This window comes from Methylocystis echinoides, from assembly GCF_040687965.1.
GTDB lineage: Bacteria > Pseudomonadota > Alphaproteobacteria > Rhizobiales > Beijerinckiaceae > Methylocystis > Methylocystis echinoides_A.
In genome coordinates, this window is record NZ_CP156087.1 from 82,639 (window position 1) to 104,024 (window position 21,386).

Sequence of the window (21,386 nt, forward strand, 5' to 3'; positions counted from 1 at the left end):
ATTCGCTTATCCAGGCCTAAGCATTTCAGACGATCGGCGGGGAAAAAGCTTTACTTTCTTCCAGACGGAGCAAGGCGGGAAACATGTTTGGATTGCTTGCGCTCGTGACGGCTGCAACCTTCTTCGGGGCTGCCTTTTATGTAAGCTTTGCCGAGCAGCCAGCAAGGCTGGGTCTCGATGACCGGGCCGCTCTGGCGCAATGGGGTCCGGCCTACAAGCGCGGCTTTGCTATGCAAGCTTCGCTTGCGATGATTTCCGGCGTGCTCGGCGCCGCCGCGTGGTGGACAACTGGGGTCATGACTTGGGTTTTCGGCGCGATTTTTATCATCGCAAATTGGCCTTATACACTGATCGTGATCATGCCCGTTAATCATCGCCTCGAAGCATCGCTTTCGACCGGGGCGTCTAGCGACACAAGGCTGCTTCTCACGCGTTGGGGCCGCCTCCATGCGGGCAGATCCGTTCTTGGGGCCGTGGCGACGTCGCTATATCTGATTGCCGCCCTGCAAGTCGGCCATAGCACCTGCTAACGAACGCGCGGCGCGAAACTGCGGCGTCTCGGGTTCGAACCGTTCAATTTCGAGAATTACCGAAGCTAAGGGTAGGCCGCTCTCTGGACTATGCTTGGCCTGCGGTTTCCTGGGTCGAAGGGGGGAACGATAGCGCCTCTAACCGGTCCCTCACCTCTTGGAAGGATAATATGAGCCGTTGTTGATGGTCCATGATCCAGAAACGAGCAGCCTCGTAGCGGAGTCGATTCCGCGCCGCTTCAAGCGCAGCCTCAATGGTCAAATATTTGTCGTCGACCCTGAAATGCGTCCCATCGGAGATCAACCGTCCTTCCAAATAAAAGCACATGTCAGACCTCCCCGCGGCATTCGAGGCGATTTTCCCGATGGTTGCCCCGATCTTTTTGTTTGTTGGATGAAGATCTTATCGTGAAGCCAACTTCGGGGAGGCTGACAAATCGCCGCAGCTGGCTGGCCCGAGCACATGAACTTTATCACCTCCCATCTTTCATAGTTCGAGCAGCCACCGCACCGAGCGTTGTCCGCCGAATTCCAAGATCACCCTCCGTATGAGAAAACCGCCGGCGACGCCGAGCGCGACCCACACGGCCGTGGGTAGGCGGTCGATCCAGCTTAGAATTGTGACCGTGCGTCGACCGGCGCTCGCTGGCGCTCCGGGCGGCGCGTCAAGCCACAGCGGCAACGCGCAAGCCCGGGCGCCTTGAACGAGATACACGCCTTTTCCACCAGCGCTGCAGTTCTCTCGCAACGACCGGGCTAAATCAGTGTTGGCGCGTATCAAGGAAACCCAGCTCTCCGCGTCGGCGCGCAGAGCCAACGCCTCGACGCCTCGCCGAATCCCAGCCTGGTCAACACGACCGGCAGCATATCCTGAAGCTACGCCGAGAGTCGCCGCAAGACACAGGCCCAGAAAATAAAGAAAGCTTCGCCTGCCGTCGCGGCGGTTGCTAATTTCCTGCAGCGCAAGCGTTGCCGCCTGCCGAACTTCGCTCTTGGTCTCTTTGACGCTTTTTGCGATCTCGTCGGCGACGGTTTGCCGCGCGGCCGCAGCCGCCGCAGTCGCCAAGGGAACTAGAGCCTCGTTCACCGCATCTTGCATCTTTTGCGGAAAGGCCGCGAGCGCTGTCGGAATATCGCTTGCAGCTTTTTCCAACACGCCGGCAACGGCCAAAAACACGACGGTGGGGTCGTCGGGAGACAATTGCAGATCGCCTATCCGCCGCCACATCGTCTCACGGACCGTGGGATCGACGTTGAGCGCCTCCGCGGCTTTATCGAAGCGGGACTTCGCGCCCGCGTCCATCAGGGGCCTTCCAGCCCAAGCAGCGGGAGGGCCGGCGCAATCATCGCCGCGAAATCACGCTGAAACTTCGCGACATGCGCCTGTTCGGTAATCGTCAGCAAGCCGACCGCTTGCGCGTGCGAGAAGCGAATGTTTTCTGCGTCTAATTTGGCGAAGGTGCCGCTCTGCAGCGAGGGGAACTCAATTTCGAACCCGCCTTCCTGCAGCAGGCGACGCCGCGTGCCGCCGCCCTTGGTCTCGCCCTTGGCGTCGCGGAACCCGAACCAGAAGGGAAAGTCGCTTGGCGGCTTGCCGTGCTTCAGATTGACGACGGCGACATGGTCGACGCTCGCGCCGGTGAGATCAAGCCAGCGGGCGACGGATTGCGCGGAACCGATGTCGGGCGAGATCACGTGGAACACCGTCAGCCGACAGCCATGCGTCGCGAAGGCGTCGAGCAGGCCGGAGAGGCCCTCGCCGTCGTCGACGATCTTCGTTAAGTCGGCGAGCAGCCCGCCGGCGAGATCGTGGATGTAAAGCGGATCGTTGGAGGCGATCGAGTCGAGCAGAACGTTGCACTCGTTGTCGCTGCGGCCATTGTAGAAGCCGATCCCGACCGCGGGATCCTGGGTCTTGGACAGGGACCCTTCCGCCTCGCGCGTCCCAAGCACGCGGATGGTTGCGCCGATCGAGCCATCCGCGTCGAAGGCAAGGACGCGCTCTCCCTGCGTTCGCAGCCAATCCACCAAAGCGCGGGTGAACACGGACTTGCCAACGCCGCCTTTTTCGTTGGCGATCAACGCCACCCGCCGCTTGCCGTTCGACGCCATTCGCTGCCTCCAGAGCCTATATTCTCCTAAACTATAAAGAAGAATCCTCCGAGCGCCTACCCCATCCGAGGCTGACCTGCCGCTTTCCACTTACACGTCTTCGTTGAAGCGGTGGCCGAGCACCTCAGCGGCCGTCTTTCCCGTTTGTCTCGGTGGCTTTGTGACAGCCTGTGAAATCGGCGCCGGAGCGTCCTGCGCGCGCAATATCGCCGGCGGCGTCACGGGCGTATCGACGCGTTGCGCCACGGGCGCATCCGGTCTCGTCGCGTCTGCTTCGCGGCTGTTTTCTGCCTTTGTTGTCTGCGCATGGCTGAAGATATCGGGGCTATGTGCATTTGATGCGCGCGCGGCTTTGCCGCTTGCCCCCGATGCTTGCTGCGCCTTCGTGCGGCGGGCCTGCCGCACATATTGGCGAAACGTATGCAGGCTCATTTGAATTCCGTTTCGTGCGAATATCGCGATGATATCGCTGTCTGTATGTCCCCTTTCTCGGCAAGACATGACGTCGTCTATCGCGGCTTGGATCGCCTGCCTGAGGCTTTTTGAGCCACGGGGTTTTGCGGGCGCCTCGCGCAAATCGGCGATGGCTTGCGCCCAGTTCGCTTCGGTGTGTCTCTGCGTCATGCGCGCGAATCCTCTGTGACATTATACTCGGACATTCGGGAGACGCATCGACGCATTGTCGTGATGCATGCGCGATACGCCTGCGCATACATTTCGGGTACGCACCGGAGCATCTATCAATATGCTAAAGTGTAAAGTGAGACAACGCGCATAAAGAAGGGAGACGCGTTGGCGGGACAAAATTGCGATAGAATGCTGATAAAGAGAGGGGTAGCGGGCGTTTTGGTTGTTTCCTGGTTTGACAAGATACCGGTTTCGTGAGTATGGTATAAAATATACAAGAAGCAAAGGCGCCCGCCCTCGTTTCCCTGCCCCAGGATCGCCGTGCCCCGTCCGCGCAAGCCCGACATCGCGAAGCATCGTGTCCAGGCGGATTTTTCGCTGGAGGATTTCGAGCGGCTCGAACAAGCCTGCGCCATCTTCGGGCTCGGGAAGTCCGATCTGCTGCGCCGGCTTGTGCGCGCGTCCATCGACGTCGGGCCCGCGCTCAGCGTCGAGAACGGCACGGAGCTCGCGGCGACAACCCGGGAACTACGCGCCTGCGGGCGCAACATCGCGCAGATCGTCAAGGGCATTAATCTCGGCTATGCGCCGCAGCTTGCCGACGACAAGGAGCTTTTCGTCGCCATCCACCGGGCGCTCTCCGAGATCACCGCGCTCGTGCACGAGATGACCGGCGCCTATAGCGCGCGGGTTCGGCGCGCCGCGGGCTTAAAGCCGCTTCCTGGGACGGAGGCGTCGTGAGCGAGGCTCGCGCGAACCTCCGCGCCTTTCTTGTGGCGGAAATGAACCGGCTCGCTCTGGCGGCGGGCGCATCTCGGCGATCTCGCGCGGCGCGGGAGAAGCGGGGACTCGAGGAGCGGCCTGATAGGGCCGGAGGGCTGGGGCCGTCAACAGCCTCCTCATTGGAGCATTCGCGGGTCTCGGCCCTGGAGCCAGCCCCGCGCGCCCTGGCCTCGGATCGCGTTCTACGCGGAATGACCATCACGGGCGGGGAGGATGAAGAGAAGCGGCGGCGGTTGCCGGACGTCTCCGCCAAGGGCGGTAAGCCGCCGCGCCTAAGCGTCCACGGCTCGTCTTCCCCCGCCGTGATCGGTCGGGGCGCGCCGCTGATCTCACGGGCGCGGGCCTTGGCGCAAGGCTATCAACCGGCCGTCGTCAAGGTCGTCTCCTATGCGCATGGCTCGGCGCGGGCCTCGGCGACCGCGAATTATGTCGACCGCGACGATGCCCTTCTCGAAACCCAGGACGGCGTCGAGTTGAAGGGGCGCGCGGCGATCAACGCCGAGATCGCTGAGTGGGCGAAGGACTTCGAACCGCGCAAGGAAAGCCAGGACGTCGCCAGCGTGCGCTTCCAGGTGATGGGCCTCAAGGATACGCCGGCCGACCGGGGAGCTTTGGAGAAGGCGATGTCGGCCGCCTTTGCCGGGCATCGCTACGCTTATCGCATCGACGCCCTGATGGATGGCGCGATCGAAGCGCGGGCCGTCGTCGCCTTCGCCGGGACGCTCCGCGAAGGCGAAACGGACGCGCGGGGACGCTTCTACGTAACCGAACGCGACGTCGCCGAGGGTTTTGAAGCTCGCGTTTTCGCGCCCAAATCCGAGGCGCGAATGAAGGCGCGCATCGAGGCGGCGATCGGGATCGGCCAGCATCGCATCGTGCTCGAGCCGGGCGCGCCCGGTAACGGCCCCACGAGCGTCGTCGATCGCCTGACGCGGCTCCAGGAGCATGACGCGGCGGCCTCAGATAGCGGCGCCCTTCTCGACAACCCAAGCGCCATCCAGGCAGAGTCGCGGGCTTGGCGGCGGGATCTGCGCTCGTTCAAGCCGCGCGACACGATGCATCTCATCGTCTCCGCCAAGGCCGGCGTCGGCGTCAACGCCTTCAGAACCGCGGTGCGCGGCTTCGTCCATGAGCAATTCGCCGAGCATAAATTTATGTTCGGCGTGCACACCGACAAGGCTGACGCTGGGCATGTCCACGCTCATGTGATCGTCGCTGTCCGGGACGCCGAGGGCGTGAAAATTCATCCTGGGCCGCAGGATTTTCGGCATTGGCGCGAGGCCTTTGCCGAGCACGCCCAGATGCAAGGGATAAAGATCGTTGCGACCTCGGCCGCAGAGCGCGCCTCGTCGCAGAGCTATGGCCCCAAGGACAAGGCGATTGTCGACGCCGCCGATTATCCTCGGCCGGGTCGAGAGGCGCGCGATCGCGCCTACGCGAGCAACCCTGCGAACAAGACGCTCATCGACAATGCGCGCCGGCGCATCGAGATCGCGCACACCAATCCAATTCGCATGCCGACCTCGGAGCGTCAGCTCGCCGTCGCGAACGACTCGGCCTCGACGTGGCGACAGCTGGCGCGGGAGGAACCGCAGAGCGCGACGGCAAGCGCTCTTGCCCAGCGGATGCAATTCTCTCAAGCCGCCGGGCAAGCTATCGCCACGCTCGTCAATCAGGCTCTCATCACCCAGACCACGAGGAGCAGCGCCATGCCGATCACCGCCGCGCAAATGGGATCCGACCTCAAGCTGCTGAACGAAGCCGTGGACAAGGTCGGTGCCGTCCTGCCGGCGGATACGAAAGCCGCGTTTTTTGAGCGCTCGGGGCGCTATCTCGAAAAGCTTGCGGCGCGCGTCGATATGCAGCGGGTATTCGAGGCCAAATCCTCGCAGGCCGCGCTTGCTCCTGTCGTGGAACAGGCCGGGGGCATCGCTCGCGTCGAACAACGCGAAGCGATCAGCGCGCAGAGGCTCGTGGAAAGCGCCGAAGCCGTCGAGCGTTGCATCGAGGCGGCAGCCAATCCGATGCCGGCCAGCGCGCGCGATATCGACACGTCTCGCCTCATCGTCCGGGAAGCCGAGAGGACGGCTGCGGATGAACAAGCCCGCGCGCACGCGGCCCGGGAGGCCCAGCGTCTGCTGGCGGCCAATGCCGCGGCGCCTCTCGCGGCTTCGCTCGCTGTCGATGCGCGGCTCGAGGCGTTGCGCCGGGAACAAATGGAAAAGCTTCGGCAAATTTCGGCGGAAAAGGAAGCTGCCGGCGAGACATCAGGCCTTGAGATCGAACGATGAGGAAATCGCAGCCGTTGATCGGCCACTCGGCAGAAGCACACGCCGTATGCGGTGAGCCAATCGACCCTCAATCATAATTGCTCGACGGTTCGGCCACCGTCTAGATCCAGCGCACAGTTGGCTTCGGCGCTTGCGGGGGGATATGCGGGGCAAAAATCGTCCAAGAGCGATCGAGCCAAAAGCCGAACCGCAACCGGACAATGAGCAGGACCGCGAAGGAAATGGCGCTGCGTTCATCCGACACCAGCTCTGTCATGGTGGCGACATCCTCAGGGCTCGGGCGGACAGAGAAAGAGGGATGGGAGTGCCATTCACCGAGATAGTTGAATCTCGAAAAGTCCCTGCCGGTGCGCTCAAAAAAGGCATTGAGAGCCTGCTCGTGCGCATGCGGATCGCGGTGGAAATTCGTATGTGATCCGGAATAGAGGTCCACGGAAAAATCCATTACGCGAAAGCGGCTCATCGCCAGTTGTTCAGCGAAAAGCATGCCCCCGATTTCGTACCGGCCCGCGGATCGCAGGGACCTGCGCAATCCGGTTTCGACGTCAGGTGTCAGTTCGATCTGCATCGACACTGTGATCCAAAAGTGAGAGGACATACTCAACGGCGGCTTCGACTTGCGCACCGCTGATTTCGATCCGCCACTCGCCCTCAGGGGAGAAGTCGAGCGGGCGTGTGTCGAACGGCTCGGCGAAAATCCACTCCGCCGAAAGGCCGATGACATAGCCGGGATGAGGAAAAGCTGATGTGTCAGGCCGTATGAGTACATCCACAGCCATGCGGCTTGCGTGTGCGGCGATCACCGCCACTTCGGCATCGTCGGCCACGAGAGGCGGTGCGTCCTCGCGCTGAGCGTCGTACCGGTCGCCTTCACCATGCCAGGGCACGCCCTGATCGCGACACCATGCGAGATATTGGCGCCTTGCCGCGTGTGGTGGTGGTTCATTTTCCGGCCGCAGGCGACCTACAAATCCGCCAATTCCGCCGGCATAGACTTCCGCCCAGATCATCGGACGGAGAAACTGGCGCGCAACCGAAGCCACGAAGTTGAACGCCTGCGGATCGGCGGTTGCATCGACGAGAAGATCGCATGTCGCGAGTTCGTCTAGAACGGACGCCGTTGTGCCCGACGATTCCTGTCCGCCGAGGACCACGCGGCGACCGCTGACATTCACGCCCGGAGCAACGGCGCGAAGTCTTGATTCAAGACCATCGACCTTGTGCGCGCCGAGGCTTCCCGCGTCCAGTTCGTGCCGCACAAGATTGCCCGGCGTCAAGATGTCGTCATCCACCAGCACAAACGAGCCGACCCCGCTTCGTGTGAGACTAGCGGCAATCTTGGAGCCCAGGGAGCCCGCACCGACGACGCCAACCTTCTTGGACGCTAGTCCGCCGTAGGTTTCTGGCAGGCGCGCGGTCGCGTTGGTGAGGTCGATGGTGCTGTAAGGTATAAGACGCCAGACGCCTTCCTGCCGGAACGAGTAGTAAAGGCGTGCACTTTGGGCATCAGCAATGACGGTGATGCGTGTCCGCGTATTCTCGTCCGCAGGCACAAACCCATCACACGGCGTGGCGGCGATCAGAGGATCAAGATCCTGCTGATCGGAGATCGGCAGATCCATAAGCGAGGCAACGCGGATCAGTAATGCTGGCTCGCCCTTATCGCTCCGTGCAGGGATGGTGTTTTCACGCCAAGTCAGGTCGGAGGGAGTCCCGACAGCTGCTACATACGCTGCCCACGTCCTGTTCGGCCCGTGGATTTCGACAATACTACACAGATGACCTGTGCCTGCCGGGAGGGTGGCGGCATACGCCTTCAATTCGTGCGTTAGCAGGAAGCGGCAGCCGGACCCACGTAACAGTTGCCCGAGGGTCTCTTGATGGGCACTCGGCACGACGGCGCGCTCCCCCACCGTGGGATGCTCTCCGGAAAGCAGCCTGTAGGCGCTTTCAATCATAATGGCGCCGGTGATCGACGGATCCCAATTGTCCGAACGGAATTCGAGGCACAGCTCGCCGCCTGCTCCGTATTGGTGGCTTGAATGGCGGCGCCCGTCCCGGGGAATCACCGAAGGCGGTGTTTCGGGAAAGAAGGCTGGATACTCGAGCGTGAAAGGCAGGGTTTCGCCATTGACGGCCAGATCAAAATCCACGCCGAACTTTAGGCTTTTGAGCATCCTATTGGTCGTGGCACCGATCCATGCATTACCATCGCGGAGAGTTTCGATACCCTCGAGCTCGGATTTCAGGCGGTCCGGGTTGCGGATGAACCACATTAGCCGAATCCGCGCGGCTTATAGTCCACCCTCGGCACGTTCGGGAAGCTGAACGCCCCCGCAGACGGCGCGACCGAAGCGACCTTCAGGAGTCCGGCCCTCGCCTGCGAGTTAGTCCCGGCGCGGTCGCTGAAGAACGTGGTGGCAAAGACCTTGTCCCAACACTTGAGCGCCTTGGCGCGCGTGCAATCCGCATCGAACAAGGGCGCAAGGTTGTCGACAGCCTCCGTGAGGCGGTTGCGCAGAAAGCGAGCGCGGGCATCGTCTGTGCCTTTGGTGATGGTTCCATCCGGCGTCACCGGGTGCGCTACAACGAGGCTCAGATTGAGGCGGTCGCGGATGCCCTTCATCGTGTCATAGAGGGCGCGATCCTCGCGGGCGGCATTCCCGCGGAAGCATTCGCTTGCGAGCTTAGTGATGCCAAATCCGCTCAGAATCTGGCTGCTCCAGCTCTCGCGACTGCGCGCATATTTCTTAATTTGCCGGATCACACGCCGCATTTGACGGCCGTTTCCGGTATCGGGGCTCTGCCGCGTGTTTTCCGTTTCAAACCAGGCAGTCACGTCGCGGGCATCGGAACGCTTCCAATCGCCGCTGGCGAGTTCGTGGTAGTAAGCGACATTCCCCCAAAAATCCTTGGCCGCAACGCGCCGATAAACCGGCACGTCTACCCAGTAACCAGCCTTGTAGTAGACCCGCACACAATTCGTACGCACCTCAGGCGGGTTCGCGAAGGATCCATCATCCAGCGCATCGCGCACCATCTGGCGCACTTGGAGAGCGGTTAGCTCGGCGCCGCGATCCCCGACCAGTGCCTCCTTGTCGAAGTAGACACCATCGTCGATGTCGTAGTCTTTGCCGGGGTGCTGCACCATCGTCTTCATGGCGTAGCTACCCTGGCTAGCGAACTCGCGGGGTGCAGGCTTATTCTTGCCCTTCAGGCCTTTTTTTAGGCGATCGCGGTTGGCATCGCGGCGAGCGCGCATGTTTGTGCGCTCCGCCTGCGGCAGAGTCACTTGCGCATCATGGTGGGCGAGCACGTCGTCGGAACGACGGCGTCGAACAGGGAGCAGATCAGAGCTGCCTCAGCGTCGCTGTTCGCGGAGGCGCACTTGCTGTTGGTCATGTCCGCATCCGTGCGGGCCTGGTTGACGAGCGCCGCGATAGCCTCAGGACGAGTTTCATCGAGTCCGAGATACGGGATCAGGGCGGCGGGCACCTTTTCGCTCGGGAAGCGGATGATAGTGCACTTACGGTCAACATGACGTGCTAGCTTCTTAGCCACGTGATCGTAGGCGAACTGCTGCGCATCGATAGAAAGGCTCGCGGCCTCGCCGCCGAATTTCCATTCGCGCAGTCCGCGATGCACGGCGGATTTCGCAATTTGCTCGCCCGCCGGCAAAGGGCATGTCCCGAGGCAGAAGATTTGGATTTCCTGTCCTGGCGCGGTCATTTCGAGAGCGTCGACGAGGCCGACGAGAACGGGATTGTTCGCCCAAAGTCCGCCGTCGACGAAGATGTTGAAGCCAGACGCCCCGTTCTCTGGATGGTTCACCGGCGCCATCGAGCGAAAGACCGGCGCGGCCGACGTGGCGAGACATACGTCAATCAGCGCATAATTATCGTCGCGGTGGTTCGTCGTATCCTTAAGGTGCGGTGTCTTGAAGACCCAGGCGCGATGCTGGCTCATTTCAACGGCGGGAATGGCGAGAGCAATGCCGCGCGTCGCATACATTTCGCCCAGCGTCGTCGTGCCGAGACGATCCTCGAGAGCCTTGCGAAGCACATCCGTGCCCTTAGCCAAAGCGGCCGAGCGCGCAGAAATGTCGAGCGCGATGCTCAACAAGCCAGTCGGCAGAGGCCGCGAAAAGATTTGCGGGCCATGCTCCTGATAGAGCCTAACCACCTCCGAGAGAGGCACGCCCTTCGCGAGCGCACAGGCAATGATGCCCCCCGTGCTGGTGCCGACAATCAGGTCGAAAGCAGCACCAATGTCGAAAGTTTCCAGCCCGCGGCGCTTAGCGAACGTAGATCCGACCCGATCGAGGTAGGTGGCAGTGTATGTGCCGCGCATGCCGCCTCCATCGAGACTCAGCACACGAAACGGCTGCGGTTGACTGATCATGAGAGCGCGACTTCCTTCAGATCTCGTTCAGTGAATCAGTTTAACGGTCTCCAAAAAAAATCTACCCGATGCGATAGTAGACGAATTCAACGCCGCCTGTATCCGCTGCGCTTTCGCGCCGGAGGAGGAAGCCTTGCTCCCAAAGCTGCTTGAACTTCATGCTCGCATTCGCAATCGACAGGTTTTTCTGCACAGCAAATTCTGAGGCCCGTGATTGCGAACGACCCATGGCGAACTGGAACGCTTCGCGCGTTCCCTCCTTCGGCTTCATACCCACTAGCTCGGCGGACTTCCCGGCCCAGACCAGCATCGGCTGTTCCTTCTTCTCGCCCGCCGCATCGATGTTTTCGACCATATCCGGGTCGGTCAGATCGATGAGACAGAACCCCTTGGTACGGCGAAACCGCCGCGCCAGCTCGATGATGGTCTCAGAGGCAAACGAGATATCGATCCGCTTCACACCCTTCATCGAAATCTGGAATATAACCGTGCCTGGATTGTCTTCCACGAACTGAAGGAGACGCTGATACACTTGCCGCCCCTGGCTGCGGCCCCATCCTTCGGGGCGATCCATATGTGCGCGAAGAGCAAGCACCCGCGTGGTCACCTCGTTCATCCCCTTCATTTAAGCAGATTCGGAGTCGCCGTCAAGGTGTCAGCCCGAAGGCGAACGCAATGTGGGTTCCCCACAGCAGCGGCAGCCCCTCATAACAGTAAGCGCGGTTGGGCTCGTAGGTGCCGCGTGCCGGTTTGAGAAGAACGCGCTGGTTGGGCAAGCGCACGTCCAGCTGGGCATCGAACTTTATGGCCTTGGCGGCGCAACCCTTCAGACCGCATCCACGGTCGGCGCCATGCCTGGAGATGCCCCGCCGGAACACTTCGACAAGGAGATCGAGATCAGAAAGATTGTGCAGTCTGGGTGATTCGATCCTGAGCGACGGGCGCAAAGTCTCCATGATCCCGAGACCGCTGTCCGACACGGCAACGGACAGGCGGTTGCCGCCGGAATAGACCTGAAGCGCCGCATAGCCATCGAGCTGCGTCGCGCTGTGCGCAAAAATGTTGTCGATCAGCTCAGCGAAGATCGTCCAGGCTGCTCCCTTGAGTTCATCCACGTCCGCGCGGCTGTTACACGCATAGGAGATCGCGTCCGTTAAACGGGTGGGCAGGTCGTCATCGCGGGCATCCTTGTTAATGCGGGCGATCTCGACCAGCATGCTGTTGCCGCCGCGATGTAGCTTGGCACTGGAGTAAAAAGGACGCTCAGGCGATACGTCCACCGCCTTTGCAAGGTGGTCGAAGAAGCCCATCCGGTTCAGATAGCCCATCGTTCCGGCTTCACCTTCCTCGAAGGTCATGTGGACGCGGCGCGCCGAGGCCACGAGTTGGTTGGCTAGCGAAAGCAGCCGGATCGCACCATCGATCATGATCTTGCAGCCGACGGGAAAATGGAACGTGACTTCGTGCGTATTCGGGTCGTGCGGGCCGTAAGAAGCCCGCAGCGCGGTCTCAAACCGATCTGCGTTGATCCAAGTGGAGGGGAAAAGCACGGTGCAGCGCACTTGGCACCCTTCGTCCGGGGTCGGCCCTTTATTCTATCTCAAGTTGCCTGCGCCTGAGCCACTCCGGCAAGCTGAGCCCGCACACGGTCGCCAGCAGGCCGGATTCGAGAAAATGCAGCTTGGCCGTTTTGACGATCCGTTTCAGCGCTTTGGTGAACCAGGGCAGCACCACTCGAACCATTCCCGAATCCCGACAATCGGGACTATTGTGCCCGGCTATTTTGAAGTCAACGGCCCGCTGATTAGAAGCGCCAGCCCCGCTATCTGAAAGCGCAAGTGAAAGCCTTCCCTTGCGGCCGAGCCAAGGTCTCGGCGGAAGCCGCTGACACGGCACAGACCTTTAGGTCGACCAATGATAAGCTCAAGTCGCTGATTTGCGAATTGTCTGAAAGGGGCGCTGGTTAACCTTCGTCGGTTCTTGCCAGAGATGTTGGCTGGCTTCTGTGGCGATGAACCACCCGCCGATTGAAGTTCGCGCGCTTGCGATATATATTCCGATCCATCGGAAGACTTATCTTGGAGGCCGGGATGGGCTCTGCTGCGGACATGCTCAAGCCAACCGAGGCCGCCATGGTCGCTCGCGTCACGCTCCGGGACGTCAACCGGGTGATCGACGAGCGCATCCTGCCGGAGGGGTTCTTCTCGCTCGACGACGGTCGGCGTGTCGCGGCGACGGCCTGCACGCTGATCGCATTCTACTTCGATAGCGCTAAACGGCTGACGTCCGAGGAGCGTCTGTTCGCCATCCGTGAGGTCGGATCGCGCCTGCGCAGGTTTCGTGCCCGTGCCCTTTCTTCTCTTATCGACGAGGATTGGATCGTGCGAGATGAGTTTCTCACCATCGACCTTGCCCCTTTTGTTCGACGCACGAAGGAGCGCATGGATCGTCTGACCGCCGCGCGTCAACTCGTCGTGTCGGACCCGGAGATCCTCGGTGGAGCGCCAATCGTCCGCGGCACGCGCGTCCCCGTCTATGACGTCGCGGCCTGTGTGGAGGCTGGCCTTCCGACAAAGCGCATCTTGGCGGCCTATCCGTCGCTCGACGAGAACCAGGTGGAGCTCGCCGCAATTTACGCCGAAGCTAACCCCCCTCGGGGTCGCCCCCGGTCGAGCGACGAGTTGCCTGAGGGCGCAGTCATCGTGGCCGAACGGAGAGTTCCTCGTCGTGGGAAGGCTGGATGAAGTTCCTGATCGACGAGTGCCTGAGTCCGGAACTGACAAAGCTTGCCCAGGCGCGAGGATATGGGGAGTCGTCCCATATCGTTTGGTTGGGGCGCGCCGGCCTGAAGGATTGGGAGCTGAAGCCTCTCATCCTGCAGAATGACTGGACCTTCGTCACGAAAAACTCCGTGGACTTCCGTGGCTCTGCCGAAAAGCCCGGCGCCAAGGGGCAATATGCCGACGTCGCGATCCATGCCGGGCTGATTTGCCTCAATGGGCCACCGGGCATGGATCTGGACATGCAGCTCGAGCTTTTTGAGCAGGCGTTGGACGAGCTTGAGTCCGACGCTGACCTCGTCAACCAGGTTCTGGAAATCACGATGGACGAGAGCGCCATAGACATCCGGCGTTATCAGCTTCCGGCGGTGGGAGCCTGACGGCGATGTTTTAGCGCCGGCGTCAGCGTTTGTCGTCGGCTGATTGGAAGTCAGCGGTCCGCAGATTGGGACCGTAGGGCCCGTTGAAAATGCGCCTGATGCGATACCTTTGAGCGCTATTGGATCGATGCGGCGCGCCAATCTTTCTGAATTTTTTCTGCAATTGCCGTCAAATCCTTCAGAGCGGAACCAATTTCGTCGCCAGGTTCTGAGGAGGGATAGCCGCTCACCCGTTGTGCCTCGGCGATTATCCCGGCGATAGCGTCCGAAATCACTACGTCGAGGGTCGTGTGTTTATTCTGAACGCTTTCGACATCTGAGTTTCCTGTCGGCACTCCGACAACTGATCCCTCGCTTGCGGGTGCGGCGGGGATCGCGCCTGATTCGACCTGCCTTGCCTTCGTGCCGAGCTCTGACTTCAAGGTGGCCTCGAGCCACGCCGCGGGCTCCAACCAGCGCTGCAAACTAGGCCGCTCGATCGCCACGATCCCAGTTTGCTCCATGAGGTGGCGCATCCGACGATCACGAAAGAAATAAGCCTTCCCAATTTCGAATGGCCGCGCATTGGCGACGAGCAGGATCGACTTGTCCTTCGGCATCCGCGTCAGCTCTTGCGGCCGACGCAGCGGCGCCGCCATGTGCCCGAGCGAGACGCGAGACTGAGACAGGCCTGATCCCACCATCTTCGTCGTATGCGTCGCCGTGTACGTCCCGAGCGCGTCCGAGACATATTTTGCGGTCTCATTGTCGTTGATCGCGACGAAGAGCTTGAGCGCCGCTCCGGCGACGAGCGTCTCGCGCATCGCCTTGCCATAGGTCTCGTCGAGCTGGGAGATGTTTTGCAACACGATCGCCATGCGGAAGCCATAGCCAGCGCTGACAGCAATCTTCGAGGCGAGAGACGACATCCTACCGAGCGCGTAGAATTCATCGAGGAGCAGAAGGACCTGATGCGGTTCGTCGGCGCCGGGGAGATCGCGCATCAGCACGTCATGGATCTGCTGAAACAGAATCCGAATGAGCGGACGATAGCTTTCGAGATCTGCGAGCGGCGAGCCGATAAAGATCGACATGCGCTTGCGGCGCAGATTACGGATGTCGAAATCCGATGTCTCCGTCACGGCGCAGATGAGCGGCGAATCCCAAGGCGCGAAAGCGTTGTTGACGTTGAACATGACCGAGCCGCGCGTGCGATCGGGAATCGCGACAAATTGATTGAAGGCGTCGAGCACCCAGGAGGGAACGGAGCCGTCATTTTCCGTCGCGACGATGGTTTTGAGCACGTCGGCGATGTCGTGCCCAGTCGAGATGACTCGCACCGCCGAGCGAATATGCCGCGCCTTCTCGAAATGGATGCTGGTCATCACATAGCCGAGCAGCGCCGCGACGGTCTTGCGCGCGGCGAGTGTCCAATCATTCTCGACCGATCCCGTCGCGACGAGGAAGCTCGCGATATTGGCGCAGTCCGTCGCCATTTCGGGGCCGGGCCGCACATAGTCGAGTGGATTGTAGCGGTGGGAGGAGGTCGAGCCCGGCGCGAAAACAAACACAGCGTCGCCCTTGGCCGCGCGCGCCGCGCCGAAGGATTTCAGATTCTCGCTCTTGATGTCGAGCGTCACCATGGAGCCCGGCCAGGCGAGACCGTTCGGGATCACAAAACTCACACCCTTACCGGTGCGGGTCGGGCCGACGATCAGCACGTGGCCTGGATCGTCCGAGACCAGCATATGGCCGTTGAGGCGGCCAACGATAATGCCGTTCTTCGCCGCCAGCCCCCCGCGGCGCGCCTCAGAGAGCGTTCCAAAGCGCGCGTCGCCATGCAGCGTCGATTTGCGGTTCGCGTAGAGAAAAACTGCAAGGGCGACAAAGAGCGCAAGAACCACGCCGGCGGCAATGGCGCCGTTTTCCAGCGCAAGTTTGGAGACACGCTCGTCCTGCGCATAGACATAGAAATGCTTATAGGCGAGCGGAAACCCGTGATCGAAGGAGAGAGGCGGAAACTGCTCGAGGTCGAAGCGGGGATTTTCCGTCACGACGCTCTTGAGAAGCGCCCATTTCTGCGCAGGCCTGGAGAAGCCGGAGCGAAGGCCGGTCACAATCGCATAGGGCACGACCCAGAGCAGCGCCGCGGCGAGGGACAAGAATAGCCCAATGACCAGCCGCTCGAGATGTTCCCGCGTCATCAGCGGCCGACCTTTCAGCGCGCCCGCGCTGCGGCGTCCTGCTTCCAGGCCGCCATGCGCGAGAAATAAATCTCAGACGTCCCGCGCCAGCCGCCCAGCCGGCTTTGTTGGAGCACGATCGGCAGGACCGTCTTCACATAGGAAATGATCTCGTCCTTCCGCAGGCCGAGCCCGCTCTGCATGACCATCAGCGCGAGCTGCTCGAAGGCGCCCGCGGGACTGTCGGCGTGAATGGTCGTGATCGAACCCGGGTGGCCAGTGTTGACCGCCCGCAGGAAGGAATAGGCCTCGGAACCCCGGATCTCGCCGAGAAAAATCCGGTCCGGGCGCAGGCGCATGGCGGCCTGAAGCAGGCTTTCGATCGTCACCCGCGCCTGGCCCTGGTCGCCCTTGGAGGCGACGAGCGGCAGGAAGTTTTTCTGCAGCGGCTTCACCTCGCGGGTGTCTTCGATCGTGACGATCCGCTCCTCGACAGACACCTCCTTCAAAATGGCGTTGAGGAAGGTGGTTTTGCCCGACGACGTGCCGCCGGAAAGCAAGATGGAATAGCGATTACAGACAGCGAGCCGGATAAAGGTCTCGATGCGCCCCGCGTCCAAATGCTCGCAGAGCGCGCGGTCGATCTCGGACAGTTCATCGCCGGCAGAGACCTTGACCCGCTCGAAGGAGCCCATCCGCCGATAATCTTCGAGGGCCAGCTCCTTGATCACCTGCTTGCGGATTGCGAAGGCTCCGCCGTTGGTCGTCGCCGGCGGTAGCACCCCTTGAAAGCGTTCCCCGGTGGCGAGCGCGGCCGAGAGCAGCGGATGCTCGCTGTTGACGCTTTGGTGCGAAAAGCCCGCGACGCGCTCGCAGAGATGCCTTATCCAATCGCTCGTGACCGCAGGCGCCTCGATGCGCCGCATCGACGACTCGCCCATAATCTCGACGAAGAGCTCGCCGGGGCCATTGGAGACGATTTCGACGACGGTCTCGTCGTTCAGCCACTGCCGCAGCGGCCCGAGCGCGTCCTCGAGGAAGACCGTATGGGCGTCGGCGTCCCTATCGACGAGCCTTGGCTTCACGGCGTAGCTCCCTCAGTTCCTCTTTGACGGGGTCGGGATAAAATAGAGAGAAGTCCAGATCCTTCTTGATGAAGACGACGATGCGCGCGCCCTGGTCGACATAGACGGTCGGCGGGATGTTGATCGAATCCCGGAGCGCCTCTTGCGAGAGACGGGTCAAGGATTGCGAAACCTGCTGCGCGCCGATCTGCCGGGCGTTGATCAGATTTTGATTGGGCAGCGTCGTGACCGCCGTGAGCTGGCCGGTGAGGGGATCGAGCACATATTGGCTTTGTTGCTGATAGCTGTTGACGTTCTGGCCAAGCGTCGCGACGAATTGCGAGACGCCGCCGATGACGCTGAGCGCCACTGCCGCCCCGAAACGCTCGACATAGTGATTATCGAGGAAGCCGGAGTTACCCGCGCGGCCAAGGTCGTCGGTCCCCGGGGAGCCCAGCTGAACGGAGACGCCGTCGGGGCGCAACAGCCGCGTCCAGACCACGAAAACCCGCGTCTGCCCGCGGGCGAGCCCGGAGCGATATTCGCCGATCAGCGTCGATCCCGAGGGGATGAGCACGCGGCGACCGTCGAAGGACCAGACGTCTTCGCGGGTGATGGCTTTCACGGAGCCTGGGAGGTCGCTCTGGATCGCGGTCAGCAACTCGCCGCGGACCATCGTGCCTTGCGGCACGAGGGCGTCGATCCGCTCATTTTTCGTCGCGATGGATCGATCGACGCCGGCGGAACCGGCGCGGGCGAGAAAGCGCCGGTTGGGATCGTCGTCCGCGATTTCCGAGGCGCTGCCCGCTGCCTGCTCATTGTTCCCAGCCGCCGCGCCGAGTGCGCCATCCGCGACGAGCTGGGGCGCGCGCAGCCTCTCCCATCGCCGCCGCTCCTCTTCCGCGGCGAGACGCCGGGCCTCGGCGTCGTCGACTTTCGGTTCGCTCTCCGTCTCGAAGGCCGGCGGCGCGACAAGAGGCGTTGGAGGGGCGACCGGCGGCGGGGGAACCTCGGCGGCTGGGGGTGGCGGCGGAGCCGTCATCTTGCCGAGATCCAGATTCGGGCGCTGGTCGATCGCGGGCGCCGGAAAAGCGGTGGTGTGGAATTCCTCTTTCTCCGGCGCGGTCATCGGCCGCGTCTCCTTATGCTGGGAGGCGTAAACCATCCAGCCGACAAAGAGCGCCGCGACGCTGGGGACGCCGATTTTGACGAAATTCCCCATCACGTGCGACGAGCGCTGGACCGAGCTTCTCGCCGCGTCTTCGAGCTCGAGCGAACGATAATGTTCGGGCGACGGCATGTTCGCTCCTTACCAAAATTGAAGGCCGTTAAAGCCCACGCGCTCGGGCGCATAGGGCTCGAGGCCGTCAGGTTCGTGGAGATTGTTCAGCCGCCGATTGAAGACGCAGGTCGTTTCCGCGCCGTTGCGCAGCGTCCATTGGAAATTGACCTTGTCGACGATGATGTAGGGACCTTCTTTGTGGAAATTGACGACGCTCTCCTTGCGGTCGCGGTCGACAACGAAGATCGCCGGCGTCTCCTGATCGGGCGCAAAGCGGAACCAGGTCTTGACGCCATCGTCGAAGACCGCGGTCGGCTTTGAGAGCGAGGAGCCCTTATAGGCGTAATCGCTGTTGGCGTTGGCGACGTTGAAATTCTTCGTGTTGGGATAGCTTGCGCGCTCCTTGGCGAGGGCGATGAGCCTGGCGTCGGCCTCGTCGTCGGGGAAGCGAAAGCGCACCTTGAACACTTGCGCCCTGCCCTGCCGGAAATCCGCTCGGAGAAGGAATGAATAGATCCGCTTTGACGTGACGACGTTCAGATTGGAAAACGCGTTTTTATCCACCGGCTTGACGAAGATGATGTTGCCGCGCTTGTTGGGCTCGACCTTCCAGGCGACCGAATCGCCGAGCGCCAACGTCTCGATCTTCTCGTCCTCGCCCAGCACGATCATCGTGGAGACGCCATAGGAGCCGTTGATGGCGACGACCTCGTCAGGGCGGAAACTGACCTCCCGCACCCGAGCGTCGTAGCGCCCGGCCCAGGGCGACTCCTCTGCCTGCGCGAGGCTCGGAGCGCCGATCGCGAGCAAGCCGAGAAGGAGGGGGAAGCCGAGACGCCGGGTCACTTCTCGGCTCCCGTCGCGGTCGGGACCGTTTCCTGGTCGCGGCGGTATTCGGTCGTCTGGAAGCCGAGCGGATTGTCGAAACGCATCTGGTTCGACATGGGCGAGCCGGAATAGCGGAAACGAACGAGCGCCACCCAATCGCGATGGACAATGTTGGAGGCGGATTTTTCATCCGTGCCGAAACGCACGAGCGCCGTGCGTTGGTTTGGGAACGTCACCGATTTGACGGAGACCGCGACCTCCGTCGTCGAACCGAAAGTTTTGACCGGGTTCTTCGGATTGACCGGACTGAAAATCTCGGTGAGATCGCGCGCGGCGTCGCCGGTCGAGAGCAGCTGCGCGAGATCGAAATTGTCCTTGAGCGCCTTGGGATCGTAAGTCTCGCGCGCCTTCACATAGCGCACGACATTGAACATGGTGACGGCTTCGTCTTGACTGAGCGCTCCCTCGGCCATCGGCCGCTTGACCTCGACGAAGCCTGAGGATTTGTCGACGACGATCATATAAGGCTCAAAGGTCTTGAGCGGTGCGAGGCTTGTGAGCGAGACGATGGCGCCAAGCGCGATGACGGTCATCACGGCGGCGATGATCCAGGCAATCGAGAGCGACGAATTCTTCCAGAGCGTCCGGTCCTCTTCCCAAGTCCCGCCCTCCTGGTAGTAGCGCGCGCCCTCCCTTGCCGCGGAAGCTCCATGGTCCGGCGCAATGGGGGCGAACTCTTCTCGCAGGGCCCTGCGGGAGAGGTGGCGAAACGGCAATTCCCACATCATCAAATCCGGTCCATTTTCTTGGCGAGCACATCGGCCGCGCGCTGGCCGTAGATGCGCTCGTAGCGGGCCCGTGTGAGGCGATCCTGCAGCGACCGATCGACGCCGAAGCGCGCGCCGTAGCCGAAAGGCACGCGGGCGCGATAGGCGCCCGAGGCGACCAACGCGCCATTCGCCGTAACCGAGCGCCAGAGCCCGCCGATCGTCGTTGCGTAAAGCGGAATGCCGCCGGCGATCGCCGCGGCCATGCCGGGGAGTTGGCTCAAAAGGAAGAGGCCGGTGAGGCCGACGAGAAAGAAAGGCGCGAGCGCGCCCCAATCGACCTGGCCGCTGTTGATGGCGGCGCCAAGACCCGCGAAGATCGGCTGCGTGACGGTGAGGTAGAAGGCGAGAAAGGCGTAAACCAGCACCTGCAGCATCGCATACATGACGGCGGCGGAGAGCCAGCCGGAAAAGAAGCGCGAGGAGGCGTCGAAAAGCAGCAGCAGGATCGTCAAGGGCGCGATGCCGAGGATCAGCCACAGAAAGACCTTCGAGAGGATGATCGTGAAGGTGGCGACCGCCAGAAACAGCGCAATGATGATCACGCAGGCGAGCCCGACGAGGGCCGAGGCGAAGGATTGCAGGCTGAACGCGAAATGCAGCTGAAAGCCTTGCGCGACCTGGTTCCAGATCGCTTCCAACGCAGAGACCACGGCGTTTGGCGATGTGTAAGTGTTATTGTTGCCGACGCTGAGCAGCCGATTGCCGATCGCCGCCGGCCCGTCGTTGAAGAGCGTGTAGGCAAAGCTCATGAAGTCGCTCCAGGAGGTTGCGAGCGCGTAGATCACAAAGGCGCGAAACAGCCGGAAAGCGGCGTCGGTGGCAGTTCCCGTAGCGGTCCCGGACCAGACGCCAAAACCCCAAAAAATCACGTAGGAGATGAGGAGGAGCGAGGCGATCGAAGCCCCTGCCCCGCCCGCCGTCACATCTCGGGCGAGTTCCTGAAAGGCGCCCTGGACATAGGTGCAGCCAGTCTGGTCGACGCCGGAGAGGATCTGCGGAATGATTCCGGACCCGTAATTCTGCGCCGGGCAGTTCTGCAGGACGGTCACTTGAGCCGCTCCGCGTTGATCGGGCGCAAGGGACCGCAGTCGCCGGCGGCGGAGCTGAAGGGCGCGGGCGCGCGCGCCGCCTCTGGCTCCGCATAGAACAAGGCTTGCACGGCGTTCTGTTGCGGGCCCGCCGGCTCGGGCATGGGTTGTTCCGCCGTCGGTATGCCGCCTTCGGACATGGCGCAAGGCGCCTCTAAGGGCTTGTAGCCGCAGCCAGAAAGAGCGGCCGCGATCAGCGCGGCGCTCGCCATAAAGAGAAGCCGCATT

Annotated in this window: 22 protein-coding genes; 5 read left to right on the plus strand and 17 right to left on the minus strand. The window is 61.9% G+C overall.

Annotated features, from left to right (window positions below; genetic code table 11):
- Positions 1-83: 83 nt before the first annotated feature.
- Positions 84-530, plus strand: a complete 447-nt coding sequence (locus tag RVU70_RS21300; RefSeq protein WP_363352286.1) for a DUF1772 domain-containing protein — start codon at positions 84-86, stop codon at positions 528-530.
- A gap of 487 nt (positions 531-1,017) precedes the next feature.
- Here RVU70_RS21300 and RVU70_RS21305 read toward each other — a convergent pair whose 3' ends face one another.
- From RVU70_RS21305 to RVU70_RS21315, 3 genes are all read right to left on the minus strand, one after another.
- Positions 1,018-1,833: a hypothetical protein gene (locus RVU70_RS21305; RefSeq protein ID WP_363352288.1), complete on the minus strand. Its 816-nt coding sequence runs from the start codon at positions 1,831-1,833 to the stop codon at positions 1,018-1,020.
- Positions 1,833-2,642, minus strand: a complete 810-nt coding sequence (locus RVU70_RS21310) for an AAA family ATPase (protein WP_363352290.1) — start codon at positions 2,640-2,642, stop codon at positions 1,833-1,835. Before RVU70_RS21310 ends, RVU70_RS21305 begins: the two co-directional genes overlap by 1 nt.
- 90 nt (positions 2,643-2,732) lie before the next feature.
- Entirely contained in the window at positions 2,733-3,266 is a 534-nt protein-coding gene (locus RVU70_RS21315; RefSeq protein ID WP_363352292.1) for a hypothetical protein, read from the minus strand.
- 324 nt (positions 3,267-3,590) lie between these two features.
- Here RVU70_RS21315 and RVU70_RS21320 point away from each other — a divergent pair, with 324 nt between their 5' ends.
- Entirely contained in the window at positions 3,591-4,010 is a 420-nt protein-coding gene (locus RVU70_RS21320; RefSeq protein ID WP_363352294.1) for a hypothetical protein, read from the plus strand.
- A gap of 233 nt (positions 4,011-4,243) precedes the next feature.
- On the plus strand, positions 4,244-6,343 hold the full coding sequence (locus RVU70_RS21325; RefSeq protein ID WP_363352296.1) for a relaxase/mobilization nuclease domain-containing protein: 2,100 nt from the start codon (positions 4,244-4,246) through the stop codon (positions 6,341-6,343).
- Positions 6,344-6,443: 100 nt separating this feature from the next.
- Here RVU70_RS21325 and RVU70_RS21330 read toward each other — a convergent pair whose 3' ends face one another.
- From RVU70_RS21330 to RVU70_RS21360, 7 genes are all read right to left on the minus strand, one after another.
- Positions 6,444-6,911 carry a Mov34/MPN/PAD-1 family protein gene (locus tag RVU70_RS21330; protein WP_363352298.1) on the minus strand — a complete coding sequence of 156 codons (468 nt, stop codon included), beginning with the start codon at positions 6,909-6,911 and terminating at the stop codon, positions 6,444-6,446.
- Positions 6,889-8,619: a ThiF family adenylyltransferase gene (locus RVU70_RS21335; RefSeq protein WP_363352300.1), complete on the minus strand. Its 1,731-nt coding sequence runs from the start codon at positions 8,617-8,619 to the stop codon at positions 6,889-6,891. The genes RVU70_RS21330 and RVU70_RS21335 overlap by 23 nt, the downstream gene beginning before the upstream one ends.
- On the minus strand, positions 8,619-9,605 hold the full coding sequence (locus RVU70_RS21340; RefSeq protein WP_363352302.1) for a cyclic GMP-AMP synthase DncV-like nucleotidyltransferase: 987 nt from the start codon (positions 9,603-9,605) through the stop codon (positions 8,619-8,621). Before RVU70_RS21340 ends, RVU70_RS21335 begins: the two co-directional genes overlap by 1 nt.
- Before the next feature lie 26 nt (positions 9,606-9,631).
- Positions 9,632-10,744: a CBASS cGAMP-activated phospholipase gene (locus RVU70_RS21345; RefSeq protein ID WP_363352304.1), complete on the minus strand. Its 1,113-nt coding sequence runs from the start codon at positions 10,742-10,744 to the stop codon at positions 9,632-9,634.
- Positions 10,745-10,805: 61 nt separating this feature from the next.
- Positions 10,806-11,360 carry a hypothetical protein gene (locus tag RVU70_RS21350; RefSeq protein ID WP_363352306.1) on the minus strand — a complete coding sequence of 185 codons (555 nt, stop codon included), beginning with the start codon at positions 11,358-11,360 and terminating at the stop codon, positions 10,806-10,808.
- Positions 11,361-11,391: 31 nt separating this feature from the next.
- Entirely contained in the window at positions 11,392-12,306 is a 915-nt protein-coding gene (locus tag RVU70_RS21355) for an ATP-binding protein (protein ID WP_363352308.1), read from the minus strand.
- A gap of 28 nt (positions 12,307-12,334) precedes the next feature.
- Positions 12,335-12,487 (minus strand): hypothetical protein, encoded by a 153-nt coding sequence (locus RVU70_RS21360; protein WP_363352505.1) that lies wholly within the window; start codon positions 12,485-12,487, stop codon positions 12,335-12,337.
- A gap of 347 nt (positions 12,488-12,834) precedes the next feature.
- Here RVU70_RS21360 and RVU70_RS21365 point away from each other — a divergent pair, with 347 nt between their 5' ends.
- Together RVU70_RS21365 and RVU70_RS21370 are read left to right on the plus strand one after the other, a co-directional pair.
- On the plus strand, positions 12,835-13,488 hold the full coding sequence (locus tag RVU70_RS21365; protein ID WP_363352310.1) for a DUF433 domain-containing protein: 654 nt from the start codon (positions 12,835-12,837) through the stop codon (positions 13,486-13,488).
- Positions 13,485-13,904 carry a DUF5615 family PIN-like protein gene (locus tag RVU70_RS21370; protein ID WP_363352312.1) on the plus strand — a complete coding sequence of 140 codons (420 nt, stop codon included), beginning with the start codon at positions 13,485-13,487 and terminating at the stop codon, positions 13,902-13,904. Before RVU70_RS21365 ends, RVU70_RS21370 begins: the two co-directional genes overlap by 4 nt.
- A gap of 116 nt (positions 13,905-14,020) precedes the next feature.
- Here RVU70_RS21370 and RVU70_RS21375 read toward each other — a convergent pair whose 3' ends face one another.
- Genes RVU70_RS21375 through RVU70_RS21405 form a run of 7 tightly spaced genes read right to left on the minus strand, consistent with a single transcriptional unit; the run spans position 14,021 to position 21,385 of the window.
- Positions 14,021-16,087: a type IV secretory system conjugative DNA transfer family protein gene (locus tag RVU70_RS21375; RefSeq protein WP_363352314.1), complete on the minus strand. Its 2,067-nt coding sequence runs from the start codon at positions 16,085-16,087 to the stop codon at positions 14,021-14,023.
- Between the two features lie 14 nt (positions 16,088-16,101).
- Entirely contained in the window at positions 16,102-17,151 is a 1,050-nt protein-coding gene (gene virB11 / locus RVU70_RS21380) for a P-type DNA transfer ATPase VirB11 (protein WP_363352316.1), read from the minus strand.
- The gene (virB10, locus tag RVU70_RS21385; protein ID WP_363352318.1) at positions 17,129-18,430 is read right to left on the minus strand and encodes a type IV secretion system protein VirB10; all 1,302 of its coding nucleotides are present in this window, start codon (positions 18,428-18,430) and stop codon (positions 17,129-17,131) included. The genes virB11 and virB10 overlap by 23 nt, the downstream gene beginning before the upstream one ends.
- A gap of 9 nt (positions 18,431-18,439) precedes the next feature.
- Positions 18,440-19,258 carry a P-type conjugative transfer protein VirB9 gene (gene virB9 / locus RVU70_RS21390; RefSeq protein ID WP_363352320.1) on the minus strand — a complete coding sequence of 273 codons (819 nt, stop codon included), beginning with the start codon at positions 19,256-19,258 and terminating at the stop codon, positions 18,440-18,442.
- Positions 19,255-20,028 carry a virB8 family protein gene (locus RVU70_RS21395; protein ID WP_363352322.1) on the minus strand — a complete coding sequence of 258 codons (774 nt, stop codon included), beginning with the start codon at positions 20,026-20,028 and terminating at the stop codon, positions 19,255-19,257. Before RVU70_RS21395 ends, virB9 begins: the two co-directional genes overlap by 4 nt.
- On the minus strand, positions 20,028-21,119 hold the full coding sequence (locus RVU70_RS21400) for a type IV secretion system protein (protein WP_363352324.1): 1,092 nt from the start codon (positions 21,117-21,119) through the stop codon (positions 20,028-20,030). Before RVU70_RS21400 ends, RVU70_RS21395 begins: the two co-directional genes overlap by 1 nt.
- Positions 21,116-21,385, minus strand: coding sequence for a hypothetical protein (locus RVU70_RS21405; protein WP_363352326.1), 270 nt, complete (start codon positions 21,383-21,385; stop codon positions 21,116-21,118). Before RVU70_RS21405 ends, RVU70_RS21400 begins: the two co-directional genes overlap by 4 nt.
- Position 21,386 lies beyond the last annotated feature (1 nt).